This window comes from Streptomyces glaucescens, assembly GCF_000761215.1.
Lineage (GTDB): Bacteria > Actinomycetota > Actinomycetes > Streptomycetales > Streptomycetaceae > Streptomyces > Streptomyces glaucescens_B.
The window spans coordinates 949,087-965,403 of record NZ_CP009438.1; the positions used below are offsets into that span (position 1 = coordinate 949,087).

Here is a 16,317-nt window from a genome sequence, read left to right on the forward strand (position 1 = left end):
GTCGTGTGGATGGGGCCTGGACCTGCGAGAGCTGCGGCAGGGACGCACCCGAGAGCGCGCAGCAGTGCCGCTGGTGCGGTGCCTGGCTCGCGCCGTACAACACCGGGGAGCCCCCCAGGCGGCCGTGGTGGCGGCTGCCGAGGAGCCTGCCGCAGGCGGCCGGCCAGCAGCGGACGTGGCTGGGGCACTCCACCGACCGCAGGACGTGGCGGGGACACCGGGACACGGTCACGCTCGACCGCGCCCCGTCGCCCCTGCCGGAGCAGCAGCCGCCGCTGACGCTGGTCTACGCGGGCCGCGGCACCATCGAGGGTGTGGCGCGGAACGTGGAGATGCGCACCGAGTTCACCCGGAGTGCCTGGACCACGAGCACGACGGTGGTGTGCAACTTCCGCGCCCAGATCCAGGACCGGCACAGTGGCGAGCAGTTGCGCCTGGTCGCCGTCGAGATGCGGGGCGACTCGTTCGAGGGGACCGTCGCCGAGGGCGACTGGGTGCGGGCCACGGGCGAGTTCCGGCGCGGGACGCTGCGGGTGCGGCGGCTACGGAATCTGACGACGGGCGCGGAAGTGTCGGTGGGGCGCACCAACTGGACGGCGATCAGCGTCATCCTCGTCCTGTTCCTGGTGTACATGATCTACCTGTTCGGTTTCGTCGGGCGCTGAGACGCCCCGGACGTCCGTCCCGTGCCGGTGGCGGTCACCGGCGTGCGGCTACCGGCATGCGGCTACCGGCGGGGCGGGAACGGCACCCTGAGGTCGACCAGCCGGAAGTCGCCGCCGCCGCGCGGCTCGACGTAGGCCAGCGGTGCGTAGTGGTAGCGGATGCCGTGCGGGCGGCGGGGCAGGGGGTGCCCGCGGTGTCCGATGGGCCATTCGACGTCACCGGTGAGGACGCGCGCGGGGATCAGCCAGTGGTCGCCGCGCCGGTAGACGCGGGAGCGTCCCTCGCCGGGCTCGAACCTGATCTCCACCCCGTCCTCCAGCGGCAGCCACTCGCCCTCGCGGACGGGCAGGCCCATCTCGGCCGCGCCGTCTCCCCAGTCGCTGCCGCCGTGGTCCCAGCGGCGCAGCAGCGGGTGGCGGGACGGGACGCGGCCGGCGGCCGGGAGGTAGGGGTCGTCTGCGGGGTCGGCGTCCAGCAGTACCCGGTACTCGCCGTAGTCGATCTCCCGGACCGTGTAGAGCCGGCCGCACCCTTCGTCGGGGTGGTCGGAGGCGCCGCGGCAGACGGTGGCGTCGTCGACGAGCTCGACCACGTCGCCGGTGTCCACGCCGAGCTTGCCGTCGCGGCCGAGGGTGTCGAGCCGGACCGAGGGTCCGGAGATGTCGCGGACGGGCAGGGCGACGGAGCCGTTCTCCCGGGACCACTTGAAGGTGGCGGTGCCCTCGGGCCCGCCGCGGTGGACCTCCACCCGGTACAGCTGGTTCTCGGGGGCGCGGTAGCCGGCGGACGGGGGCAGGTCGCTGAGTGCGGGGGTCTCGTCGGGGCGGCGGGTGCGGGCGGCGAGCATGCCGCGGGGTTCGAATCGGCGGCGGATGCGGTCGCGGACGTAGCGCACCGCCTTGCGCATGTCGGGGACCGGGCCGCCGCGTTCCATGGGGAGCAGGCACAGCTGCCAGACGACGCGGGTGCGGGCGGTGGTGTCCGGGCCGTCGGTGCCGAGGGCGACCTCGCGGATCCAGGGCGCCTCGAGCGCGGTGACGAGGCGTTCCCAGACCCGCAGGTAGACCAGGAAGGGCCCGGACGGCAGGTGGTCGTCCGCCCGGTCGGTGTCGAGGTGCCCGTCGGGCTGGTTCCAGTAGTCGGTGCCGTCGCACTCGCAGAGGATGCCGTCGACGTACATCCGGCCGGGGGCGACGGTGAAGTTGTCGCCGTCGTAGCCGTCCACACCGAACGCCCCGATGCTGTCGGGGTCTTCGTCGGGCGGGTAGGCGGCGGGGCCGAGCAGGTCGGTGGCGAGGGTGCGCAGGAGGTGCAGCAGGATCTGCGTCTGCTCGTTGATCTCGGCGTCGAGCTGCACGCGGCCCTGCTGGGACAGGACGGCCGAGAAGCGCCGGGCCGGGTCGAAGGTGACGCGGGAGAAGTCGCCGTGCATGGGGGGTGTCTCCTGCCTGTGGGGGTCGGGCCGCGCGGCGGCTGTCAGGTCACGAAGAAGAGTCCGGTGTCGCATCCGGCGGGGGTGTACTCGGCGAGCCGGGTGCGCAGGTTGTCCTCGCGCTGGGGCTCGAACAGGTGGTGCAGCGCGCCGGGTTCCCCGCCGTCGTCGGCGCCGCGGCGGATCTCCTCGGCGCAGCCGTCGGCGAGCCGGACGTAGCCGGGCAGGCCGTACCGGGTGGCGGCGAACCGCAGCGCGACGCGTGCGGGGTCGTCGGAGGGTTCGGGCCGGCAGTGGATGCGGGGCGGGGTCCGCGACCCGGGCGGCACCCAGCTGAACCGTACGGCGCCCTGGTCGGGACGGGCGATCCGGACCTCGCCGTCGAACAGGGAGTTCTCCAGGACGTCCGCGGCGCGGGCGCGGACGGAGCCGATCACGGTGGTGCGGCGCACGGTGAGGAGGACGCCGGCGGGGCCCCCGTACGGGTCGCTGAGCGCGGTCGACTCGCGCCGGCCGGCGTCGAGGACGGTGTCGTGCAGGGTGACGCGGGAGTGTTCGTGATGGCCGGCCACCGTGACGGCGCCGAGCACGCTGTGCCGTACGTCGACCTGGACGGGGCCGCCGGCGATCTCCAGGCTGGGCGCGTCGGGGGCGAGCGGGGTGCCGCCGGGGGTGAGGGCCCAGCCGGGCACGAAGGTGCAGTGCCGGACGGTGAGGTGGGAGATCCGCCCGGTGACGCGCACGCCACCGCCGGTCAGCAGCAGCCCGTCGAGGACGAGCCGCGCGGGGCGGCCGTGTTCGGGGCCCTCGATCAGCAGGACGCGCGGGTGGTCGTCGTGCCGTCCCGACAGCCGCACGACGGGGCGGAAGCCGTCCGCGGCCCGCAGGGTGAGGTGGTCCCCGGGGGCGAGCCGGATGTCGGTGAGGTCCTCGTGGACGTCGTTGCCGGTGATCTCGACGATCGCCTCGTCGCGCTCCGGGTCGTCCTGTGCGTCGGTGCGCCGGCGGTCGAGGACCTCGCCGAGGCGCGGGTGGTCCCCGCCCGGGCCGACCCGGTAGCGGGCCGCCTTGCCGGTGGCGGGGGCGGGCGGGCGGGGGTACTCGCCGCCGCCGAGGTCGCCCGAGAAGGCGTGGTGGTAGGTCACCCGGACGCCGCTGGCGGGGGCGGTGCCGGTGGGCAGGGCGAGGCGGCCGAGGACGGGGTCGACGGCGACCTGGTCGCCGACGGGACGGTAGCGCCAGTCGGACAGGTCGGCGGCGACGATCCGGCTCATCGGCACCCGGGTAGGGCCGGTCCAGACGCACAGGCTCTTGCCGGGGCCGTAGAAGTCGTACGGCCGTTCGGCCAGCGCGCGGCGTCCGATGGGCTCCGGGACGTTGGTCTCGTCGGCGACGTGGCCGCTCGACGGCTCGGGCACCGGCGCGGTGAACAGGGGGGTGTCGACGGCGAGCACGTTGAAGGTGTAGCAGGCGTCGTCCCGGTCGAGGCAGTACGCGGGGGCGCGTGTCACCGAGTGGGTGCGCAGCCGCCACACGTGCAGGCCCACGGACTGGATGCCGTACCGGCCGGAGCGGCGCGGGGAGCCGGCCCGGGGCACCTCGACGGTGCGGGCCAGCTCGTCGAACGGGCCGCCGGTGCCGTCCGGCGGCGCGGCCCGCCGGACGTCGACGAGCGCGCCCCGGGCCCGGCGGCGGCGGGCGTCGAGGTCGTCGGAGGTGTACCGGCGCACCGGCTGGGTGACGGCGAGGGTGCGGCGGTACTCGACGACGCGGGCCGGCCAGCCGGCCACGCCGGACGCCAGGTCCTCCAGGAGTGCCAGGGTGCCTTTGCGGCGGCGGTTGGCGACGGTGTCGGCGACGTCGCGGCGGGGCACGGCGGCGGCCGGGAGACCGGTGGCGCGGGCCTCGTCGGAGAGGGCGGCGACGATGCCCGGCAGCACCTGGTAGCCGACGAGGTCACCGATGTAGGGCGCCACCCAGTCGTCGCAGGTCTCGATGAACCAGTTGTCGTAGAGGCGGTCGATGTCCTCCTGGACGACCCGGGCCTGCTCGGCGATGACGGCGAGCAGGGCGTACAGCGGGCGCCCGCGTTCCTCGTCGCGCCGGCGGTGCACCGCCGGCAGCAGGGCGTACAGCTCGTCGGGGGTCATGGGATCCTCCGCAGGATCAGGGTCCCGGGCACGGCGGGGTCGAGCAGCACCAGCTGGGCGGGGCGCAGCAGGGTGCGGGCCGGGCCGGGAGCGGGCCGGGCGGGGGGACGCGGCGCGCCGGGGCGGTCGAGGACGACCGTGGGGGCGTGCGCGGTGTCGAGGACGACGGTGGGCGCCTGCGCGGAGTCCACCACGGCGGACGTGCCCTCGGGGCCGGCCGTCTCGCGTACGGTGCGGGGGCCCGCGGGCAGGGCGGGGACGACGGAGACCACGGACGGGTGGGCGGCGAACCGTGCCACCTCGGTGGCGGCCGTGCCCTCCGGGACCCCGCCGAAGGCGTCCACGTCGACGAAGTCCACGCCGGGCACCGCGTGCGCGGCGGCGACGACGGCGCTGAGATGGACGGGCTCGGCCAGCCGGGCCGCGTCGAAGCCGAGCCGGGCGGCGAGCGCCGCGCGCACCCGCTGCTCGACCTTCTCCGGCAGGTGGGCGGGCAGGGTGCGCACGCCGAGGACGACGACGAGCCGGACGCGCTCGCAGGGCTCGACCCGGACCGGCAGTCCGGGGTCGCCGTACCGGCGCAGGGCCGTGCGCAGCGAGGTCAGCAGCGGCGCGGCGGGGTCCAGCGGGGCGTCGTCGGCGGCGGCGACGGTCACGTGCACGAGGGAGCGGCGGCCGTCGGTGACGCGGCGGGCCACGGCCTTGCCGACGCCCGCGAAGGCGCGGGCGAAGGACTCGTAGTCGCGCACCGAGACCAGCCGGTCGAACGCGGCGAGGCGCAGCGGGATCGCCTGGCGCAGTTCGGCCGGGCCGTCGGCGTCGGCGCCGCCGCTCGCGGGCAGCGGGTTGGTGACGGCGCTGACGCCGGGCGGCTTGCTGATGACCTGGCCGACCCGGCCCGCCGGGACGTTGCCGGCCCGGCCGCCGCCGATGCGGTAGCGGGCGGTGACGTTCTCGCTGCCGGTGGGCAGCCGGGCGCCGTGCCGGCCGTCACCGAACTCCACCGCGGCCCGGCCGTCGCTGCCCGCGACGAGCCGGTACACCTGGTCGGCCGGGCCCGCCTCGCCGAGGTCGGCGGTGCGCCGCCAGGCGACGTCGGCGACGCGGACGGTGAGGGATTCGTCGCCGCCGTCGGCGGTCGTCGACGGCAGCCAGACCAGCGGGCCCTGCTTCAGCGGCAGCACCTGCCCGGCCCGTGCGCCGTCGCCGCTGCCGAGCACCTCGGTGACGGTCTCCCCCGCGGTCGCCGGGACCACGTTGCCGTGCACGGCGACGGTGTCGCGGCGGTAGCGGTGGGCGAGCGGGGCGGTGAGCAGCAGGGTGGTGCGTACCCGGGCGTCGGCGGACCCGCCGTCGAAGGCGTGCCGCACTCCGGCGAGGACGGCGAGCTCGGCACCGGGGACGCCGGGGCGGCGGCCCGGCACCGCGCCGTCCGCGGGCGCGGCGTCGGGTACGACGTCGGTGCGTTCGCCGGAGACGACGAGCAGCCGGCCCGGGGTCAGGCCCTCGAAGGTCCCGTCCAGGTCGATGGCGTCGCCCGCCACGTCGGTCGGGTCGGCGGAGTGCGCGAGGGGGAGCGGCGCGGGCGCCGCCCACACCGTGGTGGCGCGGCAGGCGGCGATGTCGTCGACGTCCTCCGTCCACGGCGCGTCCAGGCGCAGCCGGGTCACCCGGACCGCGTCCAGCTCGTTGCCGACGGCGATCCGGTCGGCCTCGACGACGCGCAGCACGCGGGTGCGGGAGCGGCCCGCCACCCGGACCGCGATCCAGCCGCCGGGCTGGACCTCCTCGTGCACCGCGTCCAGCAGCAGGACGTCGGCGGCGAGCGGGGCGGTGCCGTCGCCCCGGACGGGCACGGCCGAGCGCAGCAGCCGGCGGACCCGCTCGTCGTCGGGGACGGCGGCGCCGAGGGGGGCCGTGGTGAGACGGAAGTGCAGCACGCCCGGCGGCGGGGCACCGGCCGGGGCGACGGCGGCCAGCGCGTCGTACAGCGAGGCGGTGAGTCCGGGCCGGTTGCCCGCGAGGAGGCGGGGCAGCGCGTCGGAGCCGGCACCGAGGGCGGCACCGACCGGAGGCGGCCCGGCCGGCCGGGTGCGGGGCGGGGGGCCGCCGCGGCCGAGGGCGTCGAGCAGCGGTCCGAGGCTGTGCAGGATGCCCCGGCCGGGGGTCGCGAGGTCCTGGGCCGGCGCTTCCCGGCCCGCCGCGCCGGGTGCTGCGGCGGGTTCCCGGGTCAGGCGGCGGACGGCGTCCCGGACGGTCGCGAGCCGGACGGCGGCGCGTTCGGCCAGGGCGTCGGCGTCCGGCTCGTCGGAGAGGCCGGACAGCCGTTCGCGCAGCCGCTGCACCCTGCGGTCGAGCCGGGCGGCGAAGGTGTCGGGGTCGCGCAGTTCCCCGGCCCGTTCCCGGACGTCCCCCAGCAGGTCGAGCAGTTCCTCGAACGGGGCCCGGGTGCCGGTCCGGCGGGCCGCGTCCTCCATGTCCTCGCGCAGCGCGTCCACCGCGACGTCCAGTTGCCGGGCCGGGTCGGGCACGCGCAGCCGTACCGTGGTCCGTCCGCGCGCGGGGTCCCGCTCGACGTCCTCGACCAGGCGGGTCAGGGCGAGCCGGGCGTCGGGGTAGGTGAACAGCAGGCGGTCACCGGGGCGCAGGGGATGCTGGACGCCGTCGACGTCGAGGGCGGGGACGCGGATCGCGAGGTCGGGTGCGAGGGTGACGGGGCGGGTGGTGCGGACCGGCAGCAGGTTCCATTCCGCGCGGGCGGTGAGGTCCTTGGACGTCTCGAAGGGCAGCGGCAGGCCGCCGGGTTCGGGCGTGCTCCTGGCCTGGGAGCCGGCCGGCACCACGCACGACGTGCCGGGGTCGAGGGTGTAGGCGAGGTGGGTGGCCGCGGCGAGGGCGGGGCGGGGCCGGTGGCCGACGAGCCGGCCGAGCCGGATCAGGGAGTCGTGTTCGGTGGCGGTGCGCAGGTAGCCCTCGTTGGCGATGCGCTCCTGGTAGAACGTCAGCACGTCGGCGACGACGGCCCAGGCGTCCAGCAGGGCGATCGTGGGGTCGTCGGGCTCCCTGGTGGTCAGCGCGGCGAGGGGGCCCTCGGCGCCGGACGCGGCGGCATCCGCGCGGGGCGTCGCGCCGGGTGCCGGGGTGCCGGGACGGGGTGTCGTGCCGGGTGCCGGGGTGCCCGGACCGGGCGTCGCGCCGGTCGGGGCGTCATCCGCGCGGGGTGTCGCGCCGGGTGCCGGGGCGCCTGCCTCGGACAGCCGGGCCAGCATGGCGTCGAGGAACCGGTGGTGGGTGCCGACGCGGTAGGACAGGGCGGGCAGCCCGGGCCGGTTGCGCGGCGGGACGGGGTCGCCGTCCGGGGCCGCTCGCTCGCCGTCCGGGGTGGGGCGGCCGGTCGGGGAGGTCATCGTCCTCCTCTCAGCCGCAGGGTCAGCCGGCCGTTCTCCGGACGGGTGGCGTCGCCGTCGAGGCGGGGGATCTCCAGCGGCCGCATCCGCAGCTCGCCGGAGGGCGGCACGTCCGGGCCGGGCACCGCCTCGTCGATGTCGTGGATCCGGCGCAGCCGGGTCACCTCCACGTGCCGCACCCCGGGGGCGCCCATGCACAGGGCCACCAGGACGCTGGCCCGCACGGGGGTGCCGAAGGTGAGCGCGGAGGGGTCGAAGAAGCCGGTCCGGCCGTCTGGGCGGCGGCCGGGCAGCAGGCGCCGCAGCAGTGCCCCGCGGACGTGGGCGGTGAGGTGGTGCGGATCGACGAGCACGTCGAGGGCGAGGTCGAGGGGCACCAGCAGGGCGGGGCGGGTGACCACGTCGTGGCCGATGCGCCGGTAGCGGTACAGGTCGGCGCGGACGTCCTCCAGGAGCCGGGCGGAGGGGGCGGTGGTGCCGTCCGGGTCGAGCGCGACGTCGGCCTCGTACCAGCTCCCGGTCCAGCGCAGGGCGGCGGCGGCGCGCTGCACGCCGGGCCGCTGGGCGGCGAGGGTGGCGTAGTCCTCGGCGGTGACCGCGCGCAGCAGGGTGCGGAAGGGGGCGCGGGGGGCGGCGATGCGTACCTCGGCGACGGGTTCGGGATCGGTCCCGCCGGTCGCGGGCAGCGGGTTGCGGACCCGGGTGACGACGCCGTCCAGTCCTCCGCCGCGGGCGGCGACGCGGTTGACGGCCTCGCGGCCGGCGTTGCCCGCGCGGCCGTTGCCCACCCGGTAGACGGCGCTCAGCCTGCTGCCCGGGGTGGGGGCCCGCCCGCACCGTCCGTCGCCGAAGCGCAGGGAGAGCACGCCGTCGTCGTCCGTCTCGGCGGTCACGTGGCGGTCCCGGGGCCCGCTGGCCAGCAGGTCACGGCGGGGCAGCCAGGAGGGCTTGGCGGTGTCGCCGGACTCCTCCCCCGGCGGTGCGGGCGGGGCCCCGGGGGGTTCTCCGGCCGGCAGGTCCCGGCGGGGCGGGCGGACCGGAGTCCCGTCACGGTCGGCCTCCTCCTCCACCAGGCGCACGGCGGGCAGGGCCTCGCGGGGGTCGGGGCGCAGCGCGCTGCTCGCCGGGCCGTGCAGCGCGGGGTTGTCGGGCCGCAGGGAGGCCCCGACGATGCCGCCCCAGGTGAGGTCGAACTCCCAGCCGACGGCCGAAGGGTCGAGGACGTATCCGGAGCGGGCCTTGCGGACCAGACGTTCGAGCTGGCGGATCTTGGGGCGCAGCAGTTCGTCGAAGCGGGACCGCAGACGGCGCAGCGTGTCCTCGGGATCGGTCTCGTCGGCGAAGGCCCGGCCGAACAGCAGCCGCAGGAAGGCGCGGTCGTCCTCGGTGAGTTCGGTCGCCGAGTGCTGCAGGTCGCGCAGCCGGTCGCGGGCCTGCGCCGCGAGGTCGAGGAGCCGGTGGGCCTGGGCCGCGGCCAGGTCGCCGGGGCGCGGGTGGGGCGGCGACCAGGTGACGGGCCGGCCGTTCAGCCGGGCGGTGAACGGCCGCCCCCGTACGCCGTCCCGCTCGGGTGCACTGTCGGGCACCTGGACGATCTCCGCGGTGGCGTCGGCGAGCCAGGTGTTCTCCAGTCCGTGCTCGACGAGGACGGCGTTGCCGCGCGCCACGACGGTCGCGTCCGGGCGGCCGTCGGCGCCGCGCGCGTTGCGCACGGACAGCGGGAAGGTCAGGGCGTCCTCGTCCGCCCAGGCGATCTTCAGCACGCGGGTGCCCGTGTCGGCGTCGGTGTCGCGGACGACGCGGGTGAGGCGGACGGCCTGCCGGTGCGCCGGGTCGGGCGGGCCGCCGTCGGGGCCGCGCGTCTCCTCCAGGACGATCAGGTCGCCCGGCCGGAACGCCAGGGCGCGGTCGCGCCGGCCGTCGAGGAGGGCGGCCCGGGTGGTGCCGGCGGGCAGCCGGTGGGCGTCCTTGCCCCAGGCCCACAGGGGGACGCTGTTGTGCTGGGGCCGCAGGCGGATCTCGATGCGCTCCAGCGGCTGGTAGACCGGGTGCGGGCCGGTGGCGAGGGCGCGTGCGGGCATCACCGGCCCGGCGGTGCCGGGGCGCTCGCCGTCGGGGAGTGCGGTGAAGGCGAGGTCCTCGGTGTGGACGGTGACGGCCGTGTTCGTCTCCAGGCAGACGACGGTGCGGGCGGCGCATCCGTCGTGCATGGGGTAGCCGACGAGCCTGGCGTGCCGGCGCACCGAGGTGCGCAGCCGGGCGGTGTCCAGGTAGGCCTCGGTGGCCACGGCGTCCTGGTGGTAGCTGAGCTGGTCCCCGAGATGGGCGAGGATCTCCACGAGGGTGATCCACAGGTCGGGCACATGGCGTTCGGTCCACTGCGGCAGGGTGAGCGACAGCCGCTCCAGGAGCAGCCGCCGGAAGCTCGCGTAGTCCTTGGCGAGGTAGTCGATGGCGGGCGCCGCGAGGGCGGTCGGGGCGGCGGCGGGCTCGCCCGCGGGCTCGGCCTCCGGGCGGACGGCGGGGCGGAAGGTGAACTCGGCGCGGTCGCGCCCGCCGTGGAAGCCGCGGCCCAACATCCGCAGCCGGTAGGTGGAGTCGTCGCCCGGCCGGTCCAGGGTGAGCCGGAGCCGGTGGCCCGCCCCCTCCCCCGGCTCGTCGCCGGTCTCGTCGGTGACCCGCACGACGCGCAGTCCGACGACCCGCCGGCCGCCCTCGATCAGGAAGCTGTCGCGGCCCAGGTGCCGTGGGAGCGGGCCGGAGAAGGTGACGGTGAGGGTGCGGCGGTCCCGGTGCGCCCGTACGGCGTCGATCCCGGCGAGCCGGGGGGCCCGGGCGCCCTCGGCGTCACCGGGTCCGGTGCGTCCCGTCGTGCCGGTCATGAGGGCACTCCGGTGCGCACGGTCACGGTTCTGGGCTCCCCGCCGGGCTTCAGGTGGTACGCGACGTGCACGTCGAGCGTGGCCTCCCGGGACGTCACCGTCAGGGACTCCACCGCGATCAGGTCGCCGAGCCAGCGCTGCAGGGCGGCCTGGGCGGTCGTCTGGAGGGTGGCGGCGAGTTCCGGGCTGTTCCCGGCGAAGACCAGGTCGAGGAGGTTGCAGCCGAAGTCGGGCCGGTTGACCCGCTCACCGGGGCTGGTGAAGAGGACCTGCTCGATCATGTCCCGGACGTGATCGGGGTGGCCGGTCGTCGCGGTGCGGCCGCGGGCGTCGACGTGGTAGGGGAAGTCGATGTTCATCGCGGTCACATCCCCCGCACCCGCAGTTGCATCGCCAGCACCAGCGGGGGGTTGGGCGGCGGGGTGCCGATCCCCATCGCGGGAGCGGGGCTGGCCGGCGGGCTGGGCTGGAGCAGCACGGGCAGGCCGTTGACGAACACCCGGGTGGAGGTGTGCAGCCAGGTGACGCCGGTGCAGGGGGGCGCGCCGACGGTCATGGCCGGGAACGAGCAGCCGGCCACCAGGAACATGTCGGCGCTGGTGGCGACCGGTTGCGGTCCGACCAGCACGCGTTGCTGCACCGGGGCCGGGATGGTGACGAGGCCGGGCGGGTGGGCGCACATCATCAGCGCCCCGAAGTGCATCAGCAGTCCTGGCATGGTGTCCTCACAGCACCGTCAGGGCGCCGCCGTTGACGGTGACCTGGGGTCCGACGAGCTGGACGGTGGCGAGCCCGGGGCCGCAGGACAGCTCGATCGACGTCTCGTTGATCTTGAGGTACGGTCCGTTCCCGCCGTGCAGTTGCAGCTTGATCCCGCCCGACGGCCCCGGCAGGTCGCTGATCACCAGGGAGTTCCCGGTGGGCGTCGCCAGCACGATCTGCGGGATGCCGGGCGGGGTGTCCCCGGCCGCCGGCGGCACGTCCCCGGAACTGCCGCGCCGGAAACCGACCACGACCGGCCGGTCCGGGTCGTCGTCCTGGAACCGCACCCACACCCCGGAGCCCGGGGGCGGCACCACGTACATCCCGCAGTCCGGGCCGGCCATCGGGGTGAGCGGCGCCGCCCACACGGGGTTGTCGTCGCCCAGCACCTCGGGGACGCGGACCATCAGCCGTCCGACGCCGGTCGGGTCGACGGCGGAGACGACGACGCCCTCGTACATGCCGGGCCACTGCTTCGCCCCCGGTGTGGCCGGGCGCTGCGGCGTCATCGGCGCGGCGCCGGGTGCGGCCGGGTCCGTGCGGGGTGCTGTCATGGGGTCACCACCTGGATGTCGGCGCCGAGTCCTTCGCGGACCAGCGTGAAGTGCTGTCTGTAGGTGTCCCGGGTGAGGTCGTGGGTGACGGCGGCCACGAGGTAGCGGCCGTCGTAGGCCTGGCCCGCCCCGCGCACCCCGACCAGGCCGTGCGGGCTGAGGACGTGCCCGTAGCGCAGGACGTCGAGGGTGCCGCGGCCGGTGACGGGCTCGGCGGCGACCGTGCGGCCGAGTCCGGCCAGCAGGGTCCGGGGCAGCGGCCGTCCGGTCTGGCCGCGCAGCGCCCCGGTGCGCAGCGCGGGGGCCGGGCTCGCGGCGAGGCCGGGCCGCAGCAGCCGGGGTTCGGGGGCCGTGACCTCGGAGGAACTGGCCGACGAGCCTTCCAGCCGGTGGGTGCCGTACCCGGAGGCGGCCAGCCCGTCGAGGGCGAAGGTCAGTTCCTCGACGTTGTCGGCGGCTCCGCAGCCCGTGGTGAGGGCGGGCTGCGGGGTCCCCGCCCGTTTCTGCGGGCCCCAGTAGGCGGTGCTGACGCCCGGGGCGGGGCCCGGTTCGAGGTGGAAGACGTGCCCGACGTCGGCGGCCATGGAGCGCAGATACGCGAGGTCGGTCGCCGACTGGACCGGGATCTCGGCGACCGGGTCGGGCTGGTCGGTGAGGGCCGGGGCCACGGCCCTCGGGGTGATGCCGTACTGCGCATACGCGGCGCACACGACCGTCGCCCGCAGATGGGGGGCGAGTCCGGGGAAGGCGCGCCGCTGGTGCTTCAGATCCATCAGCGTGGTCAGGTCCTCGCCGGTGACGACGAGATACGACGCGCCGGGCGCCCGGCCCGCGTGGAGTTCCTGCCGGGTGACCACCCCGTCGACGAGCACGTGGCAGCGGCCCGCCAGGATCACGGCCACGACCACCCGTTTCTTCGGGTGCAGGACGCCGGACGGCAGGACCGCACGGTGCAGCGGCGAGCGGGGGCTGAGCGCGAAGGTCAGCTGGAAGCCGTTGGTGGTGCCGGAGGCGGCGGTGATCCGGGCGGCGTGCAGGGCGTCGACGAGCTGTGCCGGGGCCGGGCTCGGCACGGTGTCCCCGACGAGCAGCATCAGGTGCAGGCTGTGGACCGTCACCGGGCCGGCTCGCCCGCGACCGGCACCGCCGACGCCTCGGCGGGCAGGGTGATCCGCAGCCGGCGACCGGGGACGGCCGTCAGCTCGTCCGGGCGCAGGGCCCGGTTGGCGTCCGCGATCCGCCAGGACTGCTCCGGATCGCCGTACCAGCGGGCCGCGATCAGGTCGAGCCGGTCGCCGGCGGTGACGACGTGCTCCCCGAGGTCCGCCAGCCGCTCGGGCTGCGGCAGCAGACGGCGGCGCAGATGGGTGACGGTGCGGCCGTCCGGGAGGGTGTGGGTGGCGGTGGGGAGCGGGTGGTATCTGCTGGTGGGTTCGATCATGTCCGGTCTCCTCGTTCAGCTGCCCTGGTAGCCGACCACGCCGGCGCCGTACCCCACGAGCGCCGCGAAGCGCTCCCGGTTCTGCTGGTACTGCAGGTGGAGTCCGCCCGCCCGGTGCCGGTGGCCGACGTCGTCGACGGTGAGGATGCGGACGGTCAGCGTCACCCGGGCCCGGATCGGGGTGAGTTCGCCGTCGTAGGTCTCCTCCGTCACGTCGAGGTCGAGCACGCGCACCGGCAGCACCCGGTGCGGGCCGAGCACCAGCACCGGCAGCGGCCCCTGCACCGGGGCGATCTCGAGCATCCCGCGGGCGGCGAGGTCGTTCTGCTGGGTGAGCTGGGCGGCCGTGGGACACACGGCGCTCTCCAGCGCGGACAGCATCCCGAACACTCCGCTGCCCACGGGGGGCGCCCCGCCCGGGGCCCCGGCGATCCGGTCGGTGGCGTCGAACTCCGCGTCGATCCGGAGGGTCTCCCGTGGCGGGCCCTGGAGCCGCAGCGCCTCCAGCCGGTCCCCGGCATCGGCTCCGATGCCCCGGGGCCGCAGGGTGCGGTGGATGCTGTCGGGGTTGTACTGGAACGGCACGACCCGGAGGACCGAGCCCTGCTCGGGGTCGAGGAAGACGAACCCGCCGCGGCGCGGCGCGCGCGGTCCGGGTGGGGGCGTGGTCACGGCGTACGCGCACCTGCCTTCCCTGTGAAGGTGCCCGGGACAGCGGCTGCCTGGGCGACGGGTCCGTGCGGGACGGGTTCTTGCGGGACGGGTTCTTGCGCGGAGGATCGGGACGGGGCGGGTTCTTGCGCGGAGGATCGGGACGGGGCGGGTCCGTGCGGAGCAGGGCGATCCGAGGCGGTTCCGGCCGGGGCCGGTCCGGCCGGGGCGGTCCCGTGTGAGGGGGTCTCCCGGAGGGCGCCCGCCGGTGGGACGGCTGCGGGGGCGCCCGCTGCGCGGGGGACGGCGTCCGGCCTGCGTTCGCGCAGTGCCGCGTGGACGGCTCGGGCGATGTGCCGGGCGAGGCCGGTCAGGCGGGGGTCCGCCGGGGGGCCCGGACGCCCGGTCCCCGCCGCCGGTGGCCGGCCGAGCAGGACGGCCAGCTCGGTCTCGACGGCCGCGCACAGCGCCGCCCGCGACGGCCGGGCCCAGGTGTCCAGTTCCAGCCGCCGGATGCGCAGTTCGACCCGGGTGCCGGTCATGTGATCACCACCGTCGTGCCGGTGTCGAACCGCTCGGCCCGCTCGTCGGTCAGCGGGCTGTCGACCCCGTCGACGCGCAGCCGCAGTGGGTACCGGCCCGGCCGCGCGGCACTCACCCGGAACTTCAGCTTCCGGGTGGCCCGCGCGAACGGCTCGGCGGGCACCGGGAGGTCCGCCACCAGCAACTCGGCCCGCTGGCCGGGGCGGACCGCCGGAACGCAGTCCACGGTGAGCGTCACACCCCCCGAACGGTCCCGCGCCGCGGAGAGCGGCAGGTCGCCGGTGATGCGGGGCGCGATGTGCACGGGCCGGGGGCCGGTGGTGCGTTCGCTTCCGTCCGGCGCCGTGAGCACCACGACCGCGGACCAGCGCCCCGCGCCGTGATCCTCCCCCAGGGTCGCGCGCACGGTGCCGGCGCCGTCGGCGCGGGCCGCCAGCACCACGGGGCCACCGAGCAGCGGATGCGTCAGGCGCACGCTCGGCGTCCCCGCGCCGAGCCCCGCACCGCTCAGCACGAGTTCGGCACCCGGCACGGCCGGCGCGGGCCGGACGGTGTGCAGCACCGGCCACGGGACGGTGGTCCACGGCACCGTCTCCGGCCCGCGTCCGTCGTCACCGCGCCGCAGCACCGGCAGCGGGGTACGGCCCGGTGCGGCACTGTCGATGAGCACGACCCTGGCCTCGAAGGGCGCCGACAGCCGGTAGGCGAGCCCCAGTGCCTCCCACAGGTGGTACAGCTCACCGGGTGCGGGCTCCGCCGGGGTGATCCGCACCGCTTCCGGCTGCAGATGCAGATCGCTGAAACCGGCGGCCGACCGCAGCTCGGCCGACCGCAGCACCGGCCGGGCGTGCAACGCCGCCATCGCCGCGCCGAGCAGCCGTTCGGCGAGCGGGGCATCCTCGGTGTCGGCGGCGTATCCGGTGAGCAGGTAGTGCAGCACGAGAGGCAGCGCCGGGTGCCGGGTCTCCCCCGGGTGCGAGCCGAACGGGTCCGTGTTGCGCCAGGCGCCGTCGACGGCGGTCCGGTAGAGGAACACGTTCAGCGCGGCGGCGCCGCCCTCGTCGACTCCGGCGCGCTCCGGGTGGCGCGCCGTCACCACCGCGCCCGGCACGGCGCGTTCCACGGCCTCCTGGAGCACCGCCCGCAATGTCTCGGTCACCGCCGCGATGGCGAGCGCGTCGCTCACGACCGCCTCCCGAGGTAGTCCTCGAGGCTGAGCGCCGGACGACGCGAGGGGGCGGGGGCCTCGTCCGGCTGCGGCGCGGGTGCCGTGTGCACGACCAGCCGGTCGATCGTGACGCGGACGACGGTCTCCGGAGCCGCCGTGACCGGCGGGGCGAGAGGTGGCTGAGACGGCTGTGGAGACGGGGAGCGGCGAGCGGGAGGCCGGACCGGGGGACGGGCGGGGCCGGGTGCGGGAGCGCTTGACCGGGAAGAGGCCGGGGACTGCTGCGTGGCGGGACGTCCGGGGACCTGAGCGGCGGGGGATGCGCTCAGGTCGCGACGGGCGTCCTGGAGCGCCCGGCGGGAGGTCCGCGGGGCGGTGGACGCCGGTGGGGGCGGTACGGGGGACTCGGCGCTCGGAGCCGATGGCTCGGCGCTCCGGGCCGAAGACCCGGGACCCGGGGACGGAGCGGCGGACTCGGGTCGTCCGTGCGGGTGCGGCGGCACCGCGTCGTACTGCTCGCGCCCGGGCGTGGGGCGCCGGGAGGAGGACTGCGGGGCTGAGGGCTGCACCGCGGGGAGCACCGCGGGCGGTGTGGATCGCCGCCGGCCGGGAGCAACGGCGTCCCGGGGAAGGTCCGGCACGGAAGCGGGCCCACTCGCCG

Annotated in this window: 12 protein-coding genes; 1 reads left to right on the forward strand and 11 read right to left on the reverse strand. The window is 76.6% G+C overall.

Annotation, left to right across the window (positions count from 1 at the left end):
* Positions 1-5: 5 nt before the first annotated feature.
* A complete protein-coding gene (locus SGLAU_RS04100; protein WP_159072759.1) occupies positions 6-665 on the forward strand; it encodes a hypothetical protein in 660 nt (219 codons plus the stop codon).
* 62 nt (positions 666-727) lie between these two features.
* On the opposite strand, the gene SGLAU_RS04105 is transcribed toward SGLAU_RS04100, so the two are convergent.
* The 11 genes from SGLAU_RS04105 to SGLAU_RS04155 form a co-directional block, all read right to left on the reverse strand.
* Positions 728-2,098 (reverse strand): DUF6519 domain-containing protein, encoded by a 1,371-nt coding sequence (locus tag SGLAU_RS04105; protein ID WP_043498455.1) that lies wholly within the window; start codon positions 2,096-2,098, stop codon positions 728-730.
* Between the two features lie 44 nt (positions 2,099-2,142).
* Positions 2,143-4,248 carry a hypothetical protein gene (locus tag SGLAU_RS04110; protein WP_043498456.1) on the reverse strand — a complete coding sequence of 702 codons (2,106 nt, stop codon included), beginning with the start codon at positions 4,246-4,248 and terminating at the stop codon, positions 2,143-2,145.
* The gene (locus tag SGLAU_RS04115) at positions 4,245-7,655 is read right to left on the reverse strand and encodes a putative baseplate assembly protein (RefSeq protein WP_043498457.1); all 3,411 of its coding nucleotides are present in this window, start codon (positions 7,653-7,655) and stop codon (positions 4,245-4,247) included. Before SGLAU_RS04115 ends, SGLAU_RS04110 begins: the two co-directional genes overlap by 4 nt.
* Positions 7,652-10,537 (reverse strand): putative baseplate assembly protein, encoded by a 2,886-nt coding sequence (locus tag SGLAU_RS04120; protein WP_043498459.1) that lies wholly within the window; start codon positions 10,535-10,537, stop codon positions 7,652-7,654. Before SGLAU_RS04120 ends, SGLAU_RS04115 begins: the two co-directional genes overlap by 4 nt.
* Positions 10,534-10,896, reverse strand: coding sequence for a GPW/gp25 family protein (locus SGLAU_RS04125; protein WP_043506243.1), 363 nt, complete (start codon positions 10,894-10,896; stop codon positions 10,534-10,536). Before SGLAU_RS04125 ends, SGLAU_RS04120 begins: the two co-directional genes overlap by 4 nt.
* A 5-nt stretch (positions 10,897-10,901) precedes the next feature.
* A complete protein-coding gene (locus tag SGLAU_RS04130; RefSeq protein WP_043498461.1) occupies positions 10,902-11,255 on the reverse strand; it encodes a hypothetical protein in 354 nt (117 codons plus the stop codon).
* Positions 11,256-11,262: 7 nt separating this feature from the next.
* Positions 11,263-11,853 (reverse strand): phage baseplate assembly protein V, encoded by a 591-nt coding sequence (locus tag SGLAU_RS04135; RefSeq protein ID WP_052413604.1) that lies wholly within the window; start codon positions 11,851-11,853, stop codon positions 11,263-11,265.
* Positions 11,850-12,971 (reverse strand): hypothetical protein, encoded by a 1,122-nt coding sequence (locus SGLAU_RS04140; protein ID WP_043498463.1) that lies wholly within the window; start codon positions 12,969-12,971, stop codon positions 11,850-11,852. Before SGLAU_RS04140 ends, SGLAU_RS04135 begins: the two co-directional genes overlap by 4 nt.
* On the reverse strand, positions 12,968-13,294 hold the full coding sequence (locus tag SGLAU_RS04145; RefSeq protein WP_052413605.1) for a LysM peptidoglycan-binding domain-containing protein: 327 nt from the start codon (positions 13,292-13,294) through the stop codon (positions 12,968-12,970). The genes SGLAU_RS04140 and SGLAU_RS04145 overlap by 4 nt, the downstream gene beginning before the upstream one ends.
* 15 nt (positions 13,295-13,309) lie before the next feature.
* Complete coding sequence (locus SGLAU_RS04150; protein ID WP_043498464.1) at positions 13,310-13,966, reverse strand: hypothetical protein; 657 nt, start codon at positions 13,964-13,966, stop codon at positions 13,310-13,312.
* 517 nt (positions 13,967-14,483) lie between these two features.
* Positions 14,484-15,674, reverse strand: coding sequence for a DUF4255 domain-containing protein (locus SGLAU_RS04155; RefSeq protein ID WP_052413606.1), 1,191 nt, complete (start codon positions 15,672-15,674; stop codon positions 14,484-14,486).
* Between the last annotated feature and the right edge of the window lie 643 nt (positions 15,675-16,317).